Annotated in this window: 22 protein-coding genes and 1 tRNA gene; 9 read left to right on the forward strand and 14 right to left on the reverse strand. The window is 63.2% G+C overall.

The features are described from left to right. The first annotated feature begins 11 nt into the window (after positions 1–11). The 4 genes from ACZYR5_RS28855 (at position 12) to ACZYR5_RS28870 (ending at position 3,190) form a co-directional block, all read left to right on the forward strand. The gene (locus ACZYR5_RS28855; protein WP_489092678.1) at positions 12–623 is read left to right on the forward strand and encodes a DNA-3-methyladenine glycosylase family protein; all 612 of its coding nucleotides are present in this window, start codon (positions 12–14) and stop codon (positions 621–623) included. Further along, positions 620–886 (forward strand): Ada metal-binding domain-containing protein, encoded by a 267-nt coding sequence (locus tag ACZYR5_RS28860; RefSeq protein ID WP_489092677.1) that lies wholly within the window; start codon positions 620–622, stop codon positions 884–886. Before ACZYR5_RS28855 ends, ACZYR5_RS28860 begins: the two co-directional genes overlap by 4 nt. A gap of 73 nt (positions 887–959) precedes the next feature. Beyond that, a complete protein-coding gene (locus ACZYR5_RS28865) occupies positions 960–1,733 on the forward strand; it encodes an ABC transporter substrate-binding protein (RefSeq protein ID WP_489092676.1) in 774 nt (257 codons plus the stop codon). A 23-nt stretch (positions 1,734–1,756) separates the two neighbouring features. After that, complete coding sequence (locus tag ACZYR5_RS28870) at positions 1,757–3,190, forward strand: N-acyl-D-amino-acid deacylase family protein (RefSeq protein WP_489092675.1); 1,434 nt, start codon at positions 1,757–1,759, stop codon at positions 3,188–3,190. Positions 3,191–3,212: 22 nt separating this feature from the next. On the opposite strand, the gene ACZYR5_RS28875 is transcribed toward ACZYR5_RS28870, so the two are convergent. The 14 genes from ACZYR5_RS28875 to ACZYR5_RS28940 form a co-directional block, all read right to left on the reverse strand. After that, on the reverse strand, positions 3,213–3,593 hold the full coding sequence (locus ACZYR5_RS28875; protein ID WP_489092674.1) for a RidA family protein: 381 nt from the start codon (positions 3,591–3,593) through the stop codon (positions 3,213–3,215). A 140-nt stretch (positions 3,594–3,733) separates the two neighbouring features. Next, positions 3,734–3,808 (reverse strand) — tRNA-Gln (locus ACZYR5_RS28880). A 174-nt stretch (positions 3,809–3,982) separates the two neighbouring features. Next, on the reverse strand, positions 3,983–4,435 hold the full coding sequence (locus tag ACZYR5_RS28885; RefSeq protein ID WP_489092673.1) for a hypothetical protein: 453 nt from the start codon (positions 4,433–4,435) through the stop codon (positions 3,983–3,985). A gap of 197 nt (positions 4,436–4,632) precedes the next feature. Next, entirely contained in the window at positions 4,633–6,042 is a 1,410-nt protein-coding gene (locus tag ACZYR5_RS28890; protein WP_489092672.1) for a purine-cytosine permease family protein, read from the reverse strand. Positions 6,043–6,088: 46 nt separating this feature from the next. Then, positions 6,089–6,829 carry a TorF family putative porin gene (locus tag ACZYR5_RS28895; RefSeq protein WP_489092671.1) on the reverse strand — a complete coding sequence of 247 codons (741 nt, stop codon included), beginning with the start codon at positions 6,827–6,829 and terminating at the stop codon, positions 6,089–6,091. Positions 6,830–6,930: 101 nt separating this feature from the next. Next, positions 6,931–8,673, reverse strand: coding sequence for an amidohydrolase (locus ACZYR5_RS28900; protein ID WP_489092670.1), 1,743 nt, complete (start codon positions 8,671–8,673; stop codon positions 6,931–6,933). A gap of 300 nt (positions 8,674–8,973) precedes the next feature. Beyond that, positions 8,974–9,969 carry a helix-turn-helix transcriptional regulator gene (locus ACZYR5_RS28905; RefSeq protein WP_489092669.1) on the reverse strand — a complete coding sequence of 332 codons (996 nt, stop codon included), beginning with the start codon at positions 9,967–9,969 and terminating at the stop codon, positions 8,974–8,976. Positions 9,970–10,186: 217 nt separating this feature from the next. Then, a complete protein-coding gene (locus ACZYR5_RS28910; RefSeq protein WP_489092668.1) occupies positions 10,187–11,098 on the reverse strand; it encodes a SphA family protein in 912 nt (303 codons plus the stop codon). Positions 11,099–11,138: 40 nt separating this feature from the next. Continuing rightward, positions 11,139–12,200: an NADH:ubiquinone reductase (Na(+)-transporting) subunit F gene (locus ACZYR5_RS28915; protein WP_489092667.1), complete on the reverse strand. Its 1,062-nt coding sequence runs from the start codon at positions 12,198–12,200 to the stop codon at positions 11,139–11,141. A 10-nt stretch (positions 12,201–12,210) separates the two neighbouring features. After that, the gene (locus ACZYR5_RS28920) at positions 12,211–12,570 is read right to left on the reverse strand and encodes a phenol hydroxylase subunit P4 (protein ID WP_489092666.1); all 360 of its coding nucleotides are present in this window, start codon (positions 12,568–12,570) and stop codon (positions 12,211–12,213) included. A gap of 58 nt (positions 12,571–12,628) precedes the next feature. Further along, a complete protein-coding gene (locus tag ACZYR5_RS28925) occupies positions 12,629–14,143 on the reverse strand; it encodes an aromatic/alkene/methane monooxygenase hydroxylase/oxygenase subunit alpha (protein WP_489092665.1) in 1,515 nt (504 codons plus the stop codon). Positions 14,144–14,183: 40 nt separating this feature from the next. Next, entirely contained in the window at positions 14,184–14,453 is a 270-nt protein-coding gene (locus ACZYR5_RS28930; protein WP_489092664.1) for an MmoB/DmpM family protein, read from the reverse strand. Next, complete coding sequence (locus tag ACZYR5_RS28935; protein ID WP_489092663.1) at positions 14,450–15,445, reverse strand: aromatic/alkene monooxygenase hydroxylase subunit beta; 996 nt, start codon at positions 15,443–15,445, stop codon at positions 14,450–14,452. Before ACZYR5_RS28935 ends, ACZYR5_RS28930 begins: the two co-directional genes overlap by 4 nt. 19 nt (positions 15,446–15,464) lie before the next feature. Next, the gene (locus ACZYR5_RS28940) at positions 15,465–15,710 is read right to left on the reverse strand and encodes a phenol hydroxylase subunit (protein ID WP_027616239.1); all 246 of its coding nucleotides are present in this window, start codon (positions 15,708–15,710) and stop codon (positions 15,465–15,467) included. Between the two features lie 362 nt (positions 15,711–16,072). Between ACZYR5_RS28940 and ACZYR5_RS28945 the strand changes: the two genes are divergently transcribed. The 5 genes from ACZYR5_RS28945 to ACZYR5_RS28965 all read left to right on the forward strand — a co-directional run bounded on the left by ACZYR5_RS28945 (position 16,073) and on the right by ACZYR5_RS28965 (position 22,253). Next, positions 16,073–17,761, forward strand: coding sequence for a sigma 54-interacting transcriptional regulator (locus tag ACZYR5_RS28945; RefSeq protein WP_489092662.1), 1,689 nt, complete (start codon positions 16,073–16,075; stop codon positions 17,759–17,761). Between the two features lie 210 nt (positions 17,762–17,971). Then, on the forward strand, positions 17,972–18,832 hold the full coding sequence (locus ACZYR5_RS28950) for a MurR/RpiR family transcriptional regulator (protein WP_489092661.1): 861 nt from the start codon (positions 17,972–17,974) through the stop codon (positions 18,830–18,832). Positions 18,833–18,869: 37 nt separating this feature from the next. Beyond that, a complete protein-coding gene (ddpX, locus tag ACZYR5_RS28955) occupies positions 18,870–19,406 on the forward strand; it encodes a D-alanyl-D-alanine dipeptidase (RefSeq protein ID WP_489092660.1) in 537 nt (178 codons plus the stop codon). Between the two features lie 172 nt (positions 19,407–19,578). Beyond that, positions 19,579–21,159, forward strand: a complete 1,581-nt coding sequence (locus ACZYR5_RS28960) for an ABC transporter substrate-binding protein (protein WP_489092659.1) — start codon at positions 19,579–19,581, stop codon at positions 21,157–21,159. A gap of 77 nt (positions 21,160–21,236) precedes the next feature. Continuing rightward, positions 21,237–22,253 (forward strand): ABC transporter permease, encoded by a 1,017-nt coding sequence (locus ACZYR5_RS28965; RefSeq protein ID WP_489092658.1) that lies wholly within the window; start codon positions 21,237–21,239, stop codon positions 22,251–22,253.

Genomic DNA, 22,253 nt, shown 5'->3' on the forward strand with positions numbered 1-22,253 from the left:
GCGAAGCCCCCATGCCCTACTCCACCGCCAGCCAGTTCCTTGCCGCCCTCGACCCGGACTGGGCGCGCCATGTCGCGGCCATCGGCCCGTGCCTGCACCAACCGAAACCCGCCCGCGAACCCTATGAGGCGCTGGTGCGGGCCATCGCCTACCAACAACTGCACGCCCACGCCGGCGATGCGATTGTAGGCCGTTTGCTCGCGTTGTTTCCCGACCAGGTGTTCCCCAGCCCCAAGCAATTACTGGCCAGTGACATCAGCGTGCTGCGCAGTTGCGGCTTTTCCGCCAGCAAGATCACCACCCTGCACGGCATCGCCGCCGCGACCCTGGACGGCAGTGTGCCGGGCTACCGGGAAGCACAGGCCATGGACGATCAAATGCTGATCGAACGCCTGACCCGCCTGCGCGGTATCGGCCGCTGGACCGTGGAGATGCTGCTCATTTATACCCTCGAACGAGCGGACATCCTGCCCGCCGACGACTTTGGCGTGCGCGATGGCTATCGCCGCCTCAAAGGCCTGAGCGACGCACCAAAGCCACGGGCGATGAGCGAACTCGGCGCAGCCTGGAGCCCCCATCGCACGGCGGCCGCCTGGTACCTGTGGCGAGTGCCCAAGGGGTGAAAATCTACTGGCTGCTCGACGCCGACGGCCAGCCCGTCGCCAGCGAACAACCCGGCCTGCTCGGCGGCCATCGACGCTCGAAAATCTACGGCCGCCTGGATTGCCCCGGCGCCCTGCGCGCCATTGCCCGTGGCGGCTACGTCAGGCAGCGGGTGTTCTTTGCCGACGAGACAGCCGCCATTGCTGCGGGGTATCGACCCTGTGCGGTGTGCATGCGGGAGGATTACCGGCGGTGGAAGAACGGATTGACCATTCGAGACTAATAAGTCCATTATGGACAAATAACCGCACTCAACTCCTCAAAAAAACAACAGGGGCTCAGCCCCGGGGTTTTCCATGAAAAAAGCGTTGTGGCTGGGCTGTGTACTGAGTCTTTGCACCCTGGGTGCGCAGGCCGAGGATAAAACCCTGCGCCTGGGCATCGAGGCCGGTTATCCGCCCTTCGCCTTCAAAAATGCCGACGGCAGCCTCGGCGGTTTCGACTACGAGATCGGCAACGCGTTGTGCGCACAGATGCAGGTGCGTTGCGTGTGGATCGAGCAGGAATTCGATGGGCTGATCCCGTCGCTGAAAGTGCGCAAGATCGACGCGGCGATTTCCTCGATGCTGATCACCGACGACCGCAAGCGCTCGGTGACCTTCACCGACAAGTACTACGCCACCCCGGCGCGCCTGGTGATGCGCGAGGGTGTTGCGGTCAGTGATGATCTGGGCGAACTCAAGGGCAAGCGCATCGGCGTGCAGCGTGGCACCACCCAGGATCGCTACGCCAGCGACAAGATCGAGCCATTGGGGGCGCAAGTGGTGCGCTATGGCGCGCAGTCGGAAATCTACCTGGACATGGTCTCCAACAGCCTCGACGGCACCATCGCCAACGCCGCGCCGCTGGACGAAGGTTTCCTCAAGACCCCGCAGGGCAAGGGCTTTGCCTTTGTCGGACCGGAGCTGCGCAACACGCTGTACTTCGGCGAAGGCGCCGGGATTGCCGTGGCCAAGGGTAACGACGAGCTGGCGCAACGCTTCAACCGCGCGATTGCCTCGGTCCGCGCTGACGGCACCTATGCCCAGGTGCAGGGCAAATACTTCAGCTACGACATCTACGGCGACTGAACCTGACCTGCTGGAGCCCACGCATGCACGCGATTGACACCCTGATCCGCAACGCCACCCTGATCGACGGCACCGGGGCGGCGCCGTTTCGCGGCGATGTCGCGCTGCATGAGGGGCGAATCCAGGCGCTTGGCGATTTGTCCCGGCTGCAGGCCCGGGTAGAGATCGATGCCGAGGGCAAGGTCCTCAGCCCCGGGTTTATCGACGTCCACACCCACGACGACCTGGCGCTGCTCAACAGCCCGGCGATGCTGCCGAAGATCTGCCAGGGCGTAACCACGGTGATCGTCGGCAACTGCGGCATCAGCGCCGCCGGCGTGCGCCTGCGCGGCGAGCCGCCGGATCCGATGAACCTGTTGGGCAACGCCGAGGATTTCCGTTACCCGAGTTTCGCCGCCTATGCCGAGGCCATCGAAGCGGTGCGGCCGGCGGTGAACGTGGCGGCGCTGGTCGGGCATACCGCCTTGCGCGCCAACCACATGGCGCATTTCGACCGCCCGGCCAGCGCTGAAGAACGCGCGGCCATGGCGGACGACCTGCACGCGGCGCTGCAGCAAGGTGCATTGGGCCTGAGCACCGGCCTGGCCTACCGCAACGCGGCGCAGGCGCCGACCGCCGAGGTCGATGAGCTGGCCGCGACCCTGCAAGCCGTCGGCGCGATTTACGTCAGCCACATTCGCTCCGAAGACGACGGGATCGTCGACGCCATCGACGAAGCCATCGGCATTGGCCGCGACGCCGGGGTGCCGGTGATCATCTCCCACCTCAAATGCGCCGGGCGACAGAATTGGGGACGCAGCGCGGCGATCCTCGCTCGGCTCGATGCCGCACGCGAGCAACAGCCGCTGGGCTGCGACTGTTATCCCTATGCGGCGAGCTCGACCACCATCGATCCGGCGATTGTCGACGAGGGCTTCAAGATCCAGATCACCTGGTCCGCGGCCCATCCAGAGATGGCCGGGAAAACCCTCAAGGAGATCGCCGACCTGTGGCAGGTGCCGCAGGTCGAAGCGGCGCGGCGCCTGGAGCCGGGGGGTGCGATTTATCACGAAATGGAGGAGCGCGACGTACAGCGCATCCTCGCCCACCCGCAGACCATGATCGGCTCCGACGGCCTGCCCAACGACCCGCGTCCGCACCCGCGGTTGTGGGGAACTTTCCCCCGGGTCCTCGGCCACTACAGCCGCGACCTGGGCCTGTTCAGCCTGGAGCAGGCGGTGCACAAGATGACCGGCCTGCCCGCCGAGCGTTTCGGCTTGCGCGAGCGTGGCGTGCTCAAGGTCGGCGCCTGGGCCGACCTGGTGCTGTTCGATGCCGGGCAGATCCGCGACTGCGCCACGTTCGACGCGCCGACCCAGCCGCCGCAAGGCATCGAGGCGGTGTGGGTCAATGGCGCGCTGTCATTCAGTCAGGGCGCCAGCACCGAGGCGCGCAACGGCCGGTTCATTCGCCGTTGAGCACCCTATGGCGGCGCGAGGCTCAGGCCTTGGCCGCCATCGCCGTCACTTCCACGCGCATGCCTTCGACCGCCAGGCTGGCCACGCCGACGGCGGCGCGCACTGGCCAGGGCTTGGCGAAGAAGCGCTTGTAGACTTCGTTGAAGGCGGCGCGATCGGCCATGTCGGTGAGGTAGATGGTCAGGTGCATGACTCGGTCCATCGAGCTGCCGGCACGTTCCAGGGCCACTTTCAGGGCCTGCAGGGTGCATTCGCTTTGCAGGGTGATGTCGCCCAGTTCCAGGCTGCCGTCGGCGCGGGTCGGGATCTGGGTGGAGACCAGCACGCCGTTGAAGCCGGCGACGTCGGAGGAAATCGAGTCGGCATCGGGATCGGGGGTGAAGGTGATGTCTTGGTTGGCCATCGGGGTCTCTGCGTTGAGAAGGAAAAAGGCCGGTCAGTCTACCGCGCCCCACCCCGCAGGCAAAAAAAAACGCCAGGCTGGAAGGCCGTGGCGTTTTTTTGCCTGCTCATCCCGGCTTACCGAGAACAGCAGGAAGAATATGGCAGGGGCGGCTGGATTCGAACCAACGCATGGCAGGATCAAAACCTGCTGCCTTACCGCTTGGCGACGCCCCTGTAGCACTTCGATCATTGGCCTTTGGCTGGCCTCTGTGCGAGTGGGCGGCAATTTACCAACATTTCTTGCGTCTGGGAACCCCCCAGGCAAACAAATTGTTTTGAAAACAGCTACTTATTCCCTTGAACCGTGAATCGACCGGTTGGCCAGCCCGGCGAAGCGCCCCGTCCGTCTCAAGGCGTGACCTGGTAGCCCTTGCCCTGCAGGCAACTGGTGTAGGCGCTGGAAGTGGCGGAACTGCCGGCCTTGGCGTCCGCCCGACGCTCCTGGCGCTGCCGCGAGCCTCCCACCACGGCACCGGCAGCGGCGGTCTGTTTGGCACGATCCTGGCGGTATTCCTGTTTGACGTCGTCATCGACGCGGTCGTACACCTCGTCGCGCTGATTGCCCCGCACCTGCGCCCCCACCGCCCCCGCCGCCGCACCGACGGCCGCCCCGCGCAAGCGACCACCGGAGGTACCGGTGGTCGAAGTGCCCTGGCTGGCGGCGATGCTGTGGCATTCGTTGATATCGAGCTGGACCTGCTGCGAGTTCTGACCTTTCATCGGCACCACCGTTTCAGCCCATCCCTGGCTGGCGGCAACCGACAACGCGACGCACAGGCTAATGGACGACAACCTGTTCATGATGACCTCCGAGCGGTGACTGCAATGGGTCCATGCAGTGTAGATCAGGTATCGCGGGCAATCGTAGGAGCCGGCTTGCCGGCGAAGGCGGTGTGTCTGATACACCGCTTTCGCTGGCAAGCCAGCTCCTACAAAGCCCGCGTTGTAAATTGATCCCACATACGTTCACCCCCTGTAGGAGCCGGCTTGCCGGCGAATCAGGCACCTCGGTGCGTCAGACCCGCCGCCACACCAGCCGGCTTCGCCAGGCAGTAATAAATCACCCCAGGCACCACCAGCCCGACGATCCAGGAAATGTCCACCCCGCCCAACTGCGCGACCATCGGTCCGGAATAGAAGTGAGTGTCGACAAACGGCAACTGGATCAGCACGCCGATCACGTACACGCTGATGCCCAGCACGTTCCAGCCTCCATAGCGCCCCGCCGGGTCGGACAGGGCCGGGATGTCGTAGCGTTCCTTGTTGATGAAGTAGTAATCCACCAGGTTGATCGCGCTCCACGGCGTGAAGAAGGTCAGCAGGAACAGGATGAAGTACTTGAACGAGTTGAGGAACGAGTACTGCCCCAGCAGCGCCAGGGTCGTAGACGCGGCGACGATCAACAGGACGAAGACCATGCGCTGCCCGGCGCTGATTTCCAGACGTCGGCGCCAGCCGCTGATGATGGTGGCGATGCACATGAAGCTGCCGTAGGCGTTGAGGGTCGACACCGTGACCTTGCCGAACACCACGCTCAGGTACAGCAGGGACGCCATCACCCCGGTGCTGCCCAGGCCGACGATGGTCGCCACCTCATGGCCACGGAAATTCGCCCCGGCCAATGCCGCAGCGAACACCCCGAGAACCATCGACGCCTGCGCGCCGAGCACCGTGCCCAGGCCCACGGCGGCGAAGGTTTTAAACGACGACGTACTGCTCGGCAGGTAGCGCGAGTAGTCCGCCACATAAGGGCCAAAAGCGATCTGCCAGGAAGCTGCCAGCGACACGGCGAGCAGGAAGGTGCTCCAGCTGAAGTGGCGATTGTCGAGCAGCAGGCCGATGTCGTTAAGCGTCAGCAAGCGGGTGAACAGGTAGGCAAAGGCGATGATCCCCAACACGCTGGCAACCCTGCCCACAATGTGGATCACCCGATAACCGAAGATCGTCAGGAAGGCGATGCTGGCAGCGAAAATCAGGATCCCGGCGCTGTCGCTGACGTCGATCAACTGGGCAATCGCCTGGCCCGAAAGCACCGCGCCGGTGGCGCTGAAGCCCAGGTACATCAGGCACACTAGGACGATCGGGATCGCCGCGCCATAGACGCCGAACTGCACGCGGCTGGAGATCATCTGCGGCAAGCCGAGCTTCGGCCCTTGTGCGGCGTGCAACGCCACCACCGCGCCGCCCAGCACCTGGCCGAGCAACAGGCCGATCAGCGACCAGAACACATCGCCCCCCAGCACCACGGCCAGGGCGCCGGTGACGATGGCGGTGATTTGCAGGTTGGCCCCCAGCCACAGGGTGAATTGGCTCCAGAGGCTGCCATGACGCTCGGCCTCGGGAATGAAATCGATCGAGCGCGACTCGATCAGTGAATGACGCTTGGGGTTATCGATGACCTTGGTCATGAAGGATATTTCCTGGATTTATTGTTCTGGTGGACCGCAGGCGGCGTTAAAACGCCTTGCTGGCGCTGACCACGACGGTCGCCGAGCACAGGTCGTCAAAGCCGTACCAGTTGGCACATTCGCTTTTTTTCAGGTTGGTGTCGATGTAACTCAGGCCCCAGTTGACCCCGAGAAAGTCGCGACTGAGCTTGGCTTCCCACTCGTAGTAAGTGGAGCGGCTGTCGCCGTTGGGGGAAACGAAGGCTTCGTCCTTGACGTCATTGCGGCCGATCCGCAGGTCGAGGCCAAACGCTTCGGGCAAGGCCAGGGTGTAGCCGAGGTAGGCGTAGAAGGTGTCCTGGTCTTCGCCAAACACGTTGGGCGTGTCGCTGGAGTAATAGGTGCCGAGTTTCACGCCGTACAGGTCGAGAATCGCGTAGACCTCGCTGAGGTTGAATTGGGCCTCCTTGGGGTAGTCGTACTTGATGTAGCCCAGGTCGAGGCTGATGGCGTCGCTGGCCTGCCAGAAGTAGCCGGCGTAGTACTCCAGTTCCTGGCGGGTCTTGAAGTCATCACCGAAGTCGACGCTGGAGGTCCAGGCGCCGATGTACAGGCCGCTGCTGTGGGTCAGGGTCGCGCCGAACTGCGCCGCCGGATCGCCGAGGCTTTGCGAGATGCCACGGGAGCGATAATCACTGGTCGCAGTAGCGATCATGTCGAGGTTGAAATCGTCGTTGAGCGTCACCGCTTGCGAAGTCAGGGGCGCGAGGACGCAACCGACCAAGGTCAGGACCGAGAGTGCTTTCATGGGAAACCCTTGTTGTTATGAGTGTGCGGGTAATGTCAGGCACGGCGTTGCCGGACCCTGCGCGTTGCGCGGGGCCCGGACGAATGGTGGCGATGGCGTGGTCAGGAAGCCGGGGCGTAGACCTGCTTGCCGGCGAAGAAGGTCTTGAGCACCTGGGTGTCGAACAGTTCGTCGTCGCTGACCTTGAACACGTCACGGTCGAGGATGATCAGGTCAGCCTGTTTGCCCGGCGCCAGCGAACCGATCTGCTGCTCCAGGCGCAGGGTCTTGGCGGCGTTGAGGGTGTAGGCCTGGAACATGCTCTGCCGGTCGAGGCTCTCCTGGGCATTCAACACACCGAGTGGGCCCTTGCGGGTGCTGGCCTGGGCGATTGCATTGAACGGATTCGGGCTCGACACCGGCCAGTCGCTGCCACCGGCAATGGTCGCGCCGGCGTCATGCAGGGACCTGGCCGGGTACTGATAACCGTAGGCAAACGCGCTGATGTACGGCTTGACCAGTTCGACGGTGTAGCTTTCGCCAGTGGCCCACAGCAGTTGCATCGAAGCGATCACCCCCAGTTGCTTGAAGCGCGGAAATTCCTTGGGGTTGACCAGTTGCAGGTGGGCGATGCTGTGGGGCACCGGGGTCGGGCTGAGTTTGCGCGCATATTCGACGCCGTTCAGTACCTCACGCACCGCACGGTCGCCGACCGCGTGGGTGTGGACGATCCAGCCGCGTTTTTCTGCCGCCACCACCAGTTCGCCGAAGTGCGCCGGGTCGATCAGCAACTGGCCGTTCTTGTTGCTGTTCTTGAACGGCACGATGACTGCTGCGGTCTGGCCGGGGAATTCGAGGATGCCATCGGCGAAGATCTTGATCCCGGGGAAGGTCAGGTTGGGCACGCCCTGGAACTGCTGCATGACCTTGGCCACCACGTCCAGGTCCTTGGGCTGGCTCTTCGGATTGGTCAGCAGCAACGCCGCGACGTGGGCGTTGAGCTCGCCTTTCTGCGCCAGCGCCTGATAGAGCGGCAACACGCCGACGCTGTCCGGGCCGGCCTTGAAGTCGAACAGCGAGTCTTCGCTGCCGGCGTTGGCGGCGGCGTCCATCCAGGCGGTCACGCCATATTGATTGTTGACCCGCACGGCTTCGCGGGCAGCCTGCAGCATGGTTTCCTTGCTCGGGGCGGGAACTGCGCCGCGCACGATGTCCCAGCGCGACTCGGCGAAGTAGCCGGTGGGGGTGAAATCCGCCTCATGCCCGACAAAGGCGCGGTCCTGTTCGGACAGGCCCTTGACCAGCGCCGCGTCGATCTTCAGGCGCTTGAGCATGGCGTTGTTGGCCCAGCCGGTGTGACCGTCGATGCCGCCCAGCACGATGGGTTGGTCGGCCCAGCGGCCCTGGTTGAAGCGCTGGCCCAGTTCGCGGGCCTTTTCCCAGTAGGCCGAGCTGGTCCCGGCGATGCTGATCACGTCCCCTGCCCGCGCCCTTCCGGCCTTGTCCTGCTCGATGATCCACTGTTCCAGCTCGGCCACCGGCATGACTTCGTCCTGCAGGTTGGCGCCCATGCTGTCGTAGGCGGCGACCACCGGATGGCTGTGGGTGTCGATCAGGCCGGGCATCAGCACCTTGCCGGCGAGGTCGATGCGCTGGGTCCTGGCATTCGCCAGGGCAGTGATTTCGGCATCGCTGCCGACCTTGAGGATCTTGCCGTCCTGCACGGCCACGGCCTGCGCCAGCGCCTGGCCGGGTTCGGCGGTGTAGACCTTGCCGTTGAACAGCACCAGGTCGGCGGCGGCCATCGCCGGAATGGCGGTCAACGCCAGTGCGGCCGCCAACAGGTTGGGAATGAATCGTTGCATCGCTGCGCTCTCTTGTTGTTATCGGGCGATCGGCCAATGCCGGCTACCCAGGCAGGCACACCCTAGCGAACAAGAGCGCGAAGCGGACCTCTGCAGATGAGGAGGGTCTGGAGGTAATCCCATGAGCAACACACCGTGGGGCTTGCCCGCGATCCAACAGACTCACCTGTAGGAGCTGGCTTGTGTAGGAGCTGGCTTGCCAGCGAAGCTTCTAGCGTTTTCTAGGACGCCTTCGCTGGCAAGCCAGCTCCTACAGGGGCTTGCGGTGACCGTAAATGTGGGACCGACCGCAGTTGCCCTTCAGGAATACCCACGCAGCGCCGAGCCCAGCTCGACCTTGCTCTTGACCCCCAGTTGCACATAGCAATTGCGCAGGTAGGTGCGCACCGTCGCCGGGCTCAGGGTGAGGATTTTGGCGATTTCCTTGTACGAGTGCCCGGCAGCAAACAACATCGCCGCCGTGCGCTCCCGGGGCGCCAGGACCACGCCGGGCGCGGGTGCTTCGAGGGACAGGATCACGTGTTCGGCATTCGGGCTCAGAGTCAGGGCCACCCGCCCCAGGCGCATCACGCAAGGCACTGCCGACAGTTGGGCGATCACCTCCGGCGGCAGCAGCGAGCCATTCCAGCCCGGCACTTCGCGCTCGATCGCCGCGCACAGCCGCGCCCCCACGTACAACAGGCTGCCGTCCAGGCGCGCGACGCCAAAGTCGCTGGCGCCGTCGCCGGTGTCGAGGCGAATCATGTCCTGCACCTGGAAGCGCCAGAGTTGCAGCAAGTGCTCGCAGAACGCCGAGAACAGGGCGGCGTCCTGATCGCAGAACAACGCGCCATCGACGCCCCGGTACAGACAGACGAAGAAGTACAAGCCGCTTTCCGGCAGTTCGAAGGTGATGTTCATCAGGTGGTAGAGGTCGTGGCGTCGGGCGAACACGTTGACCGGCTCGTTGGGATCGGTGAACTCGCTGTCGCGCATCACCTCGCCCAGGCGGGTAAAGCTGTCATGGGCAAAACAGTCGAGCCCCGCCACCTCGCGCCATTCGCTGACAAAGGAGTCCGGCAGGTCGATGCGCCCGTGCATCCAGTTGAGTGGCGGCGCGCTGGCGTCCGAGGCCGACATCTCACCCCACCAGGCCGAGGCGAACGGCACCAGTTGGCGAAATTCCTGCAAGCCCTCGGCAATAAAATGCGACCCACCGCGCTCACGGGCCACCCGCGCCAACTGCAAAAGACAGCGATTGAACGCCGCCAGCGTTGCCATCGATATCTGCGCTGCACCCGCCTCACCCACCGCCATTGCCGCAACCCCGACCGCTGTTAGATATTTTTATCGCGCGACCTTGCCACAGGCGTGGCGGGATCGTCCACCGGTGGCCGGATTTTGTGAGCACCATCACCCCTTGTAGGAGCGAGCTTGCTCGCGAAAGCGGTGCTTCAGGCGCAGAGATGTTGACTGATCCACCGCTTTCGCGAGCAAGCTCGCTCCTACAGGTTGTCGGCAATTGTTGTCACGCCTAGAACGGCACCGTCAGCTTCACCCAATACGCATCCCCCTGCGCCCGGTTGCGCACCTGGGTTTCCTGCTCCCACTTGGCGGTGACGAACCAGCCATTGGCGCCGCTGTATTTGATCGATGGCCCGATCGCCAGCGCCCTGCCCTTGTTGTCTTCAATCCGCTCGCCATCCTGGCGGTCATCGGTGGTCTGGCGGTAGTAGTAACCGCCAATGCCCAGCACCCAGCCATTGCCCAGCCCCCAACCCAGGGCGTAGTCGACATGGAATTCCTGCCCGGAGCGGTAGTCGGTCGCCGGGTTTTCGCGGTTGAAGTCGTACATCAGCTTGGCGTCGAGATTCAGCCCGTTCGGGTCGATATAGGACATGGCATACACCGGCTCGATCACCCAGTAATTACGCCCGATATTGGCCAGGTCATCGCGGTCGTAGCGACCACTGGGAGCGATCATGTCCAGGGCGAGGATGCTGTGGAATTTCTCGCTGTGATGAAAGCCCAACGCCGGGCCGAAGATGATGTCCCCCAGGCCCTGCTTGCTTTGCGACTGGCCATTGAGTTCGACCTTGAGGTCCACCAGCGGCACGATGGCATGCAGCGCCACGCTGGCGCCGAACAGGCTGTAGTCGCTGACCCAGATCAACCGTGGGGTGATCGCGTTGGCGCGCACGCGAAAATCCACCGGCAGCTTGTCGCCATCGTTGCCGCGCAGGTTGTCGGCCTCGTAATGATTGACGAACAACTGCCCATAGAAGCCCGGTGGCGGCATGGCCCCGGACATGTAGTTCTCTGCGCCCAAGGGGTAGGAGGTGCCGCCGCCTTCGGTGGCCAGGGCCACGCCAGGCAGGCTCGCGCCGAGGCCGATCAACGCGGCAACGGCGCCGCGCACGAGGGTGTTATGCGGTGTGCTGATCATGGTTCAACCTTTATTGTTGTTATCGGTGGCAAAAGACTTGTCAGATGCGTTTGAACAGGGCCGAGCGTTGTCCATCAGCGGCACCGTCGGCGGCGCTGTAGAAGCGCTCCATGAAGATGTCGCGCTCGAACAGCCGGCCCTGCATCAGGCAGGTGATCGCCGCGTCGATCATCGGCGGTGGCCCGCACAGGTAGGCCTTGTTGGCGCTGAAGCGGGCGTCGAAATGCTGTTTCGCGGCGTCGTGCACATAGCCACGAAAGCCCGTCCAGCCCTCGTCGTCCGCGGCCTGGCTCAGGGCCGGCACATAGCGGAAGTTGCGGTGACGCAGCGCGAGTTCCTCGAACAATTCGTGGTTGTACAACTCGGCGCGATTACGCGCGCCCTGGAACAGCACCATCGGCCGTTCATCGCCCTGCTCCAGCAAGTCGAGGATCATCGACTGCGGGCTGGACAGACCCGAACCGCCGGCAATGAAAATCAGCCCCCCCGGTTGTGAGCCACGGACAAAGAACTGTCCGTAAGGCCCGGATAACTCCAGCGCATCACCGACCTTGAGCGCCTGATGGATGTGCCCGGTGACCTGCCCGCCCTCCACCAGCCGCACATGCAGCTCCAGCTCGTCGGCCCGGCTCGGCGGATTGGCCAGGGAGAACGCCCGGGTGCCCTCGATGCCCGGCAGTTGCAGGTTGATGTACTGCCCGGCCTGGAACGCCATGGGCCGATCCAGCTTGAGGTGCACGCCCTTGATGGTCGGCGACAGGTCGACCAGTTGGCTGACCACGGCGCGATAGTCCTCCACCGCAAAGGCCTGGAAATCCGGGTCGACGTCGATGTCGGCCTCGATCACCAGATCGCTGGTGGGCATGGCGCAGCAGGCGAGGATCTTGCCCTCCTCGCGTTCCATGTCCATCAGGGCGAAGGTCGAGGCGGCGCCGATATCGACCTCGCCTTCCAGCACCTGGACCTTGCAGGTGGCGCAGGTGCCGTGGCCGCAGGCAAACGGCAGCCACACGCCCTGGCGCAACGCCGCCTGGAGGATGGTCTGGCCCGGCGACACTTCAATCTGCTCGCCGGTGGGTTCGATGGTTACCAGATAGCTCATGATCCTGTCCTCAGTTGCCGCTGCCGGCCAGCCCATTCAGGCCGGGGGTGACCAGATTGAGCAGGCTCTTGTGGCCAATGCCGTTGGCAATCAGGCTCAGTTCCAGCTCGGGGGTGAACGGCTGGCCGTCGAGGCGCCAGCGGGCGTCGTTGAAGTTGACCTGGCGGGCGTCCGGATGCGCAGCGATGGCCGGCTTGACCACCTGCTCGAGGAAGTCGGCAAAGGCCATGTCCGGTGGCAATGGGAAGGTAAAGGGCGCGCAGAACATCAGGTGCCGGTCCCAGCCCAGGTACACCAGTTGCGCACCGTTGAAGTGTTGCTGGCTGTCCAGCGGTTGGGCGCTGTACGCGCCGATGGCAGTCACGGGCATGATGATTTTTCCTTGTTATTGTCGGTGGAGGGGAAGCCGCCACGCAGGCGGCGTTCCGTCAGGCCGGGGCCTTGGTCTGCGGGTGCCAGGCTTGCCAGCGCTGATGCTCTGGCGAGTCCTGGTATTCGAAATTGTCCTGGCCTGGGTTGATGTTGTAGTAGTCGCGCACCACCGCCTCGACGTCGGCGCCGCCGCAGTTGCCCTGGAGGATCTGGTGCACCGGCAGCCAGGCCTGGATGTATTTCATGGGCTCGTACTGGAAAATCTCGCAGCAGCCGTCGGAGCAGAAGTGGTAGCGCTCGCCCTCGTGCTCGCAGCTGCGATGGCTGAGGGTGGTCGGGTCGTCCGGCTCGGTGAACGCCAGCGGGATCTGGCAGATCTGGCACAGCATCGGCAGGCTCGGGTTGTAGAAGCGCTCGCCCTTCTCCTGCAAGGCGCGCCAGTGTTCGTAGCGCGGCCGGTAGACGGCGTCGAAGGTGTCCGGGTACTTGGCCGATAGCCAGTCGAGTTCTTCGTCGGTGGGCATCCAGGTGTGAAAGTTGGTGGCCTGGCTGTACTGGTAGAAGATCGACCAGGCCTGGTGGCTGATGTGATCCTTGCCGATCTGCGCCTGCTCGACGTACTTCGGCGGACGGATGCCATAGCGCTCCAGGTCCTTGAACAGCGCGCCACCGGCATCTTCGAAATAGACCTTCCAGGCCTCGGCCCAGGACATGACTTTGTTCGGCAGCATGTAGTCCATCATCATTCCGACCAGGGTCAGCAGGCGATAGCCGCGCCAGAACCACTTGTCGATCCAGCGCTGGATGATCGGCACGTTGTCCTCATGCTGTTCGAGCATGAACTTGATCACTTCCAGGCCGAGGGTCATGTGCCGGGCCTCGTCGGACTGCGCCGAGAAACCGAAGGTGACCGTGGCCATGTCGCCGTTGAACGCGGCACCGGACATGAACGGCACGAACAGCAGGTTGGTCAGCACGTACTCGAACGAGAACGAAATCGCCGTGAGAAATTCAAACGGTCCGGCGCTGCGCGCGTCTTCGAAGAACGACTTGGGCACCGAGAGAAACCACACGCGGTCGTGCATGTGGGCGAAGTCGTGCAGGCCGTTGAAGTGCTTGTTGTAGTGACTCATGGCGTGGATCTGGGTCTGCACATGGCGCAGTTCGTCGATCGCCTGCATCTGGCACGCGACCCGCGCGCCGGCGCCGCCAAAGTGTCGGCCGACCCGGGCAAACCCCTGGTAGGCCTGATACTCCAATGGCGTCACGCCGGAGAGGAACAGCTTCAGCGCGTTGACATAACGGGCATCGGAGATGTTGGTATGGCCGTTGTTCTGCGAGAAGGCGTCGAGGATCGCGTAGAGCTTTTTCTCCTTCTCCGCCTGGTACTTCCAGTAGGCGTCCATGGTCAGTCGGAACGGGTCTTCCCACTTGTCCCAGTCGGTGATCTTGATCCCCTCGAAGCGCTCGTAAGGGAAGATGGCTTCCTTGCTCTGGTAGCTCGGCTCCCAGCCCAGGTCGCGGGTCATGCAGCGGTATTTTTCTTTCTGGTTCAGGCGTTTCGCGGCCATGGTGGCGGCACTCCGATTCTTGTCGTTGTAGGTTCGGCGTTCAATTCCAGTGCAGGGTGAAGCTGTCCTCGTCTTCCTCGACGTTGCCGCCCAGGGTGATGACGTCGATCAGCATTTCCTGCACGTCCCAGGTGCGGCCGATTTTTTCCTCGACCGTGGCGCGCTGGATTGCCAGGCGCTGCTCGGCCTGCACGCGGATCATCGCCGGCTGGTACTGGACCTCGGCATGGGGGTTGTCCTCGGCGATGGCTTCGACGATGTAGCGCGCGTTGTCGTTGTCCTGGAAGGCGATGTAGACGAGGGAAGTCATGCTGCTGCTCCTGTCAGGCCGAGTTTCTGCAGGCGGGCGCCGAACTCGTTGTCTACGGCTTGCAGGGCCTCGTGCCCCGGACCGATGGCTGCCAGCGGTGCCAGGGCTTCCAGGGCGCGGCCGCGCCAGGTGGCGATCCAGCCTTCGAGCAAGGTGCGGTTGGCCGGGCTTTCGGCCGCCACGGTCTTGACCAGTGCATCGACCCAGCGCTGGGTTTCGCCGAACCACAGGCGCATGAACTCGGTGAGCATGCCGACCTGGCCGTGGCCGGCGGCGCTCAGTTGTTCGTCGAATTTGCCGAACAGCAGCGGGTACAACAGGCCATCGCTGACCAGGTTCTGCGCCAGGGTCAGTTCGAACCAGTCCTTGATCACCAGGCTGTCTTCGACGTAACGGCGCACGCCCTGCCAGGCCGGGTCTTCGAGCCATTGCTGTTTGGCCTGGGCCAGCAGCGCGAGGCCGTCGTCTTCCAGCATCAGGCCGATACGCGACAGGTACTGGGCGATCGCCAGGCGGTCCATGGCGTGGAACATGTGCATCTGGGTCAGGCTGGTGCCGAAGCCGTCAGCGGCGATCCCGCTGTTGTTCATGTTGGCGCCCATCTCGGCGTGACGCAGCGGCAGCAGCAGGCGGGCGATCTGCTCGCGGCTGTGGGGGTCGAGGCCGGCCAGCAGGTTGCGCTTCTCGCAGAAGGCGAAGTCGTGCTCGGCGTTCTCCTGCATCTTCGCCCGGGTCTGCACGTACGGGCCGTAGTAGAACTGGCGCGGGTCGCTGACCACGTACCAGTCGGCCATGAGCACGGCGGTGCGGCTCGGATCGTTGAGCAACTTGTCGGGCTGCCACAGCGGGCGGTAGTGAAAGTTGCGCGCCGATTCGAGGTCGAAACTGGCTTCCTGGTAACGGCTCGCCGGTTTGTCGCCGAAGCGCCGGCGGGTGTGGCTGAACGTGTGCCGGATCGGCTCGACGCTGGTGGTCTTGATTTCGATGTTCATCGCTTGCGTCCTGTTGTTGTTATTGGCTGTCGCCGTAACGCCACTTGTGCATGTCGTCGTCCACGGCCTGGGCCATGGCGGCGTCCATGTGCCGAACGTGGTTGTGTTGGCAAAACTGCTCGAAGGCCTGCCGGGGCAGCACGAGCTCGACGAACAACTCCGGGTAGCCGATGGCGAAATCGAATTCGACAAAGGTCGCGTCCGGCTCGCTGCGAACCCGGACGTAGCGCGGCAGTTGGTCGAAGGGGGTGCCGGTGTCAGTCATGCTCGAAAACTCCCAGGTGAGGTACGAGGGGCTAGAGCAACAAGGGTGCCAAGGTGCTATTTTTTGAAATTAATCGTTTATTAACAGACAGTTACCGATTAACCCGGATTCGTGCGACGTCTACCAGGCAAGCTGCCGGCCCGCTGAATTTGATCATTTGCTCAACCCGCGACCCGTCGATTGAGCAAATGAGCAATGACGCCGAGATTGACTTTCGGCGCGCTTTCAGGCGCCTTAGAAAAAGGAAACCCGAGCTCGCCTTGCCGTAAAAAACCGCTCGCGGTGACTGATAAAAAAACCTCCGCCACCGCCTGGGCGGAACGCGTCAAACCCCACATAACTACAATCAGGGGCGCACCTGCATGATCACCACTTACAAGGCCTCGCAGCGCCCACCGGCGCTCAAGGACCTGACCGACCAGGTTCGCTTTCTCGGGACCGAGGGCAAGATCTGGCTCGACGAGCAGCGCATGTTGCTGGTCCAGGTCTCGATGATGGCGTCGTGTCGCCGCGAGCTGATCGAGATGCTCGGCGTCGAACGCGCCAAGGGCTTTTTCCTGCGGCTGGGCTATCAGTCCGGGCTCAAGGACGCCGAGCTGGCGCGCAAGCTGCGGCCCCACGGCAGCGACGTCGAAATGTTCTTCACCGGCCCGCAACTGCACTCGCTCAAGGGCATGGTCAAGGTGCGTCCGCAAGCCATCGACATCGACCTGGAAAACGGCCAGTTCTACGCCGACATCGAATGGCAGGACTCCTTCGAAGTGGAAAACTGCCACAGTGAAAACCTGCATTCCGAGCAGCCGGTGTGCTGGATGCTGCTGGGCTACGCGATCAGCTACAGCTCGTTTTTCCTCGGCCGGCAGATCATCTACAAGGAAGTCAGTTGCCGTGGCTGCGGCGACGCGCAGTGCCGGATCATCGGCAAGCCGGCGGAACAGTGGGAGGACGCCGACGAGATCATGCGCTACTTCCAGAGCGACCCGATCATCGATGAGTTGCAGGCGCTGCAAGTGCAGGTGGCGAACATGCGCCAGCGCCTGCAACTCGAAGCCGGCAAGTTCTACGGCATCGGCCAGTCGGCGATCTACCGCAAGACCTGCGGTCTGATCGACAAGGTCGCCGCCGGCAAGGCTTCGGTGTTGCTGCTCGGCGAAACCGGGGTCGGCAAGGAAGTCATCGCCCGCAGCCTGCACTTGCGCAGCGAACGCGCCGGCGGCCCGTTCATCGCCCTGAACTGTGCGGCGATCCCCGCCGACCTGATCGAAGCCGAGCTGTTCGGCGTGGAAAAAGGTGCCTACACCGGCGCCCAGCAGTCGCGCATGGGGCGCTTCGAACGGGCCAACGGCGGCACCCTGTTCCTCGACGAAATCATCGAACTGACCCCGCGCGCCCAGGCCTCGCTGCTGCGGGTTCTGCAGGAGCAGGAACTGGAACGGGTCGGCGATTCGCAGACCCGCCAGGTCAACGTGCGAGTGATCGCCGCCACCCACGAAGACCTGGAAACGGCCGTGCGCGAGGGACGTTTCCGCGCGGATTTGTTCTATCGCCTGAACGTGTTCCCGGTGCGCATCCCGGCCCTGCGTGAGCGCCGCGAGGACATCCCGCTGCTGATCGAACACTTCCTCGACAAGCTCCACGCCAGCTACAACAAAAAGACCCTGGGCCTCTCGGACCGAGCGCTGGAGGTCTGCCTGAATTACCCCTGGCCGGGCAACATCCGCGAACTGGAAAACCTGATGGAACGCGGGGTGATCATCACCGACGAGAACCAGAGCATCGCCGTCGACGCCCTCTTCCCCCACTCCCCGGAACTGCTCGAAAGCATCAGCGTGGCCAGTGATGGACGTCTGGTGGAGTCGCTGCCGAGTGGCGCCGATGGCTGGATCGAGCAAATCGTCGGCAGCGGCATCAGCCTCGACTCAGTGGAAGACGCCCTGATCCAGGCCGCGATGCAACGCAGCCAGCAGAACGTTTCGGAAGCCGCGCGCCTGCTGGGTTTGACCCGGCCGGCGCTGGCTTATCGGTTGAAGAAAATCACTCACCGCGCCTGAGCCCTTCGGCCAGGCGCAACCTCCTGGCAGGTGAGCCGTCGCGGTGATCGTTCTGCGCGAGCAGGCTCGCCGTGACCTGCCAGGCCGTTATCCCCCCTCTTACCCGCGCCTGAAAAAAGACATTGTGTTCCCTCGAAAACAGATGTTATGTTCGTAACACAAGGCAAATAAATGACATACCAATAACAATTTCACTCCCGGTGCGCTCCCATGTCCATGGAAAAGAACAGTTTTCTGCAGGTGCTGGAAGAAAAGTTCTCCACCCTGACGCCCACCGGCAAACGCATCGCCAGTTACCTGCTGGGTAACCCGGAACAACTGCCGTTCGAGTCGGCCGACAGCATTGCGCAGCAGGCTTGCACCACCGGCATTTCCGTGGGTCGCTTCCTGCGCTCACTGGGCTACCAGAACATCGATGAAGTCAAACAGAGCCTGCGCGGGGAAGCGCCGACTTCCTGGCTGATTACCGACCGTATTGCCGCATTTCGCGCCGAATCCACTGCCGACGATGCCCTCGAACGCTCCCTGCACCGCGAAATCGAAGCGATTCAGATGGTCTACGGCCTGGCGCGCAGCGAGACGTTTGCGCAAATCGTGCAAAACATCTACGAAGCCGATGCAGTGTTCATTCTCGGGATTCAATCCACCCGCGGGATCCTCACGGCCTTCCACAGCCACCTGGAATACATTCGCCCCAAGGTCTACTACGTCGACGGTCTCTCAGGTATCTACGCCGAGACCCTGAACTCCGGTTTTGCCAATCCGTACGCGTTGATTGCCGACTTTCGCGCCTATTCCAGCGTGACGCAGACCTTCTGCGACGCCGCGATCGACAACCGCTTGCCGCTGGCGCTGATCACCGATCTGCAATGCCCCTGGGCACGGGACTACCCGCTGGACCTGCTGCAACTGAAAACCGATGTCGGACAGTTCTGGGACTCGCCCGCCCCGCTGGCGTGCCTGTTGAACCTGATGGTATCGGCTGTCGCGGAAAAATACGGTGAGCGCCTGGATGAGCGCCTGGCCAGGAACCGTCAATTGCAAAAAGCCTTCGGCCAGTTCGAAGGTTGATCCCCTCGCCCCACCGAAGCTTAACTGGAGTGTTTGCGTGAACCACAACCCCCTCGTCGAGATTGATGCCGAGCAGTATCAGGTAGAAATCGAACTGATCTACGCCAGTGCCGACAACCTGGCTGGCAAAGTCATCTACCCGACCAGCCGTTGCCTGCTGCACCGTGAAGCCGCCGCCTGCCTGGCCAAGGCCAGCCAGTTGGCCCGCCTGGCGGGCTATACCCTGCGCATCTATGACGCCTACCGCCCACCCTACGCCCAGTATCTGTTGTGGGAAGCCTTGCCCAACAACGACTACGTGCGCGACCCGCACCTGGGCTCGCACCACAGCCGTGGCGTGGCCATCGACCTGACGCTGGTGGACGCCGACGGCACGCCGCTGGACATGGGCACCGCCTTCGACGCGATGGAAGAAAAATCCCATCAGTTCTACCCCGACCTGCCGCCCGAGGTGCAGCGCAATCGCTTGCTGCTGCTGGGGATCATGCTCGGTGCCGGCTTCCAGGCCATCGCCACTGAGTGGTGGCACTTCGAATTACCGAATGCCGACGATTTCCCCCTGCTGGAGCAATAGTCGACTGCAACCCGCCGCAAATACGCCATGGCCATGGAACCGCAGAGTTCCGCCAGCAACCGGCGGCGCATAACAACAAAAGTTCAGTTTCACCCTGCTTCACCTGCTACTGCCCGGTTATAGATTTTATAAAAACAAACCTCTTCCCTATCGAATGATCAAGGAAACCGGCATGACCCCCATCCACACCGTGACCCGCAAACCCTTTCCCGGCGCCGGCAAACTGCTGCTCAGCGTCCTGTGCAGTGCCCTCAGTCTCGGCGCCTGGCAGGCGGCAAGTGCCGCCGTGGCCCAGGACACCCTGGTGATCGGCAAGCCCGCCGACCCACAGACCCTCGACCCGGCCGTGACCTTCGACAACAACGACTGGACCATCACCTACCCGTCCTACCAGCGCCTGGTGGGCTATAAGGTCGAAGGTGACAAGAGCAGCACCGAAGTCCAGGGCGACCTTGCCGAAAGCTGGACAGTGTCGCCGGACAACCTGGTCTGGGAGTTCAAGATCAAGCCTGGCAACAAGTTCGATGACGGCGCCCCGGTGGACGCCGCAGCGGTGAAATTTTCCTTCGATCGCCTGATGACGCTCAAGCAAGGGCCGTCCGGCGCGTTCCCCGAAGACATGGTGGTGGCGGTCGTCGATCCGCAAACCATCCGCTTCACCCTGAAGACACCGTTCGCGCCGTTCCTGTTTACCCTGGCGCACAACGGCGCTTCGATCATCAACCCGGCCGTGGTCAAGCAGAGCGCCGACGTCAACGCCTGGCTGTCCAGCCACACCGCCGGTTCCGGTCCATTCCGCCTGAGCAATTGGCAAAAAGGCCAGTCCTTGACCCTGGAGCCGAACACCTACTTCGCCGGCCCCAAACCGGCGCTGAAAAGCGTGGTAGTGAAGATCATCGCCGAGCCGTCGGTGCGTCGCCTGCAACTGGAACGCGGTGACCTGGACATCATTGAAGACATGCCCGAAGACCAGCTCGGCGCGCTCGCCAGCAAGTCCGGCGTGGTGGTCAAGGAGTTCCCGTCGCTGCGGGTCACCTACCTGTACCTGAACAACAAGAAAGGCCCGCTGACCAGCGTCGACGCCCGTCGCGCAATCACCGAAGCGGTGGACTACAACGGCATCGTCAAAGGCATTCTCAAGGACAAGGCCAAGTTGATGAACGGGCCGATCCCCGACGGCATGTGGGCCTATGACAGTAGCTTGCCGACCATGAAACAAGACATGGCGGCGGCCAAGGAAAGCCTGGCCAAGGCACCGCAGAAAATCACCAACCTGAGCTACATGTATTCCGACAAGGACCCTAACTGGGAACCGATCGGCCTGACCCTGCAAGCCGCGCTGGCACCGCTGGGGATCAACCTGAAACTGGAGAAGACCGCCAACGCCACCCTGCGCGAGCGCGTCGGCCAGGCCGACTTTGACATCGCCGCCGGCGCCTGGAGCCCGGACTTTGCCGACCCCTACATGTTCATGAACTTCTGGTTCGATTCGAAGATGCAGGGCCTGCAGGGCAACCGCTCGTTCTACAGCAATGCCGAGGTCGACAGCCTGATCCGCGAAGCCGCCGCCACCAGCGATACGGCCAAGCGCGTCGAGTTGTACCAGGCCGCGCAGAAGATCGTGCTCAAGGACAGCGTCTACGCCTACCTCTATCAGAAGAGCTACACCCTGCCGATGCGTGACTCGGTCAAGGGCTACGTGTTCAACCCAATGCTCGAGCAGGTGTTCAACCTCGGCAGCATGAGCAAGTAACCCGGCGGTTCCCCGCGCCGGCCAGGGCTGGCTGGCGCGGATTCTGATTTTTGTCGTTGCCGTGACTGAGGTGCCCGATGGCCTTCCTGACTTTGTTGCGCAAGCGCCTGTTCGGCCTGGTGTTGGTCGTATTCGGTGTTTCGCTGATTACCTTTGCTATCTCCCATTTGATCCCCGGCGACCCTGCCCGGCTGATCGCCGGCGACCGTGCCAGCGACGCACTGGTGGCTGGCATTCGCCATCAATTGGGCCTCGACCTGCCGCTGTACCAGCAATACGGTCGCTACCTGATGGACCTGCTGCAGGGCGACCTCGGCACATCGATTCGTACCAACCGCCCGGTGCTGGAAGACTTGCAGGCGTTCTTCCCCGCCACTCTGGAACTGGCCCTGGTGGCGCTGTTCCTGGCGATTCTGGTGGGCGTACCGCTGGGCGTCCTCTCGGCGGTCTATCACAACCGCGCCATCGACCAGATCGCCCGCACCCTGGCAGTGACCGGCATTTCCACCCCGGCGTTCTGGCTCGGACTGGGCGCCATTGTGCTGTTCTACGGCCACCTCGGCTGGCTGCCTGGCGGCGGTCGGTTGTCGGAGGGCATGAGCCCACCACCGACATTCACCGGCTTCTACCTGATCGACTCGCTGCTGGCCGCTGACGGCGCACTGTTCGTCGACGCGCTGCAGCACCTGATCCTGCCGGCGGCGACCCTGGGTTTCGTGACCCTGGGTGTGGTGGCCCGGCAGATCCGCTCGGCAATGCTCGACCAATTGGGCGAGGACTACATCCGCACCGCCCGTGCCTACGGCCTGTCGCGCTGGACGGTGATCCTGCGCCACGCCCTGCCCAACGCACTGATTCCCTCGGTGACCGTGCTCGGGCTGACCCTCGGTGATCTGCTGTACGGCGCTGTGCTGACCGAAACCGTGTTCGCCTGGCCGGGCATGGGCGCCTATGTGGTCAAGTCGATCCAGGCCCTGGACTTTCCGGCGGTGATGGGCTTCGCCATCCTCGTGTCGTTCATCTATGTGCTGCTGAACATGGCCATCGACCTTCTCTACCGCGTCATCGACCCACGCATCGGCGAGGTGAATTGA

It is taken from the genome of Pseudomonas sp. F007 (assembly GCF_057814275.1).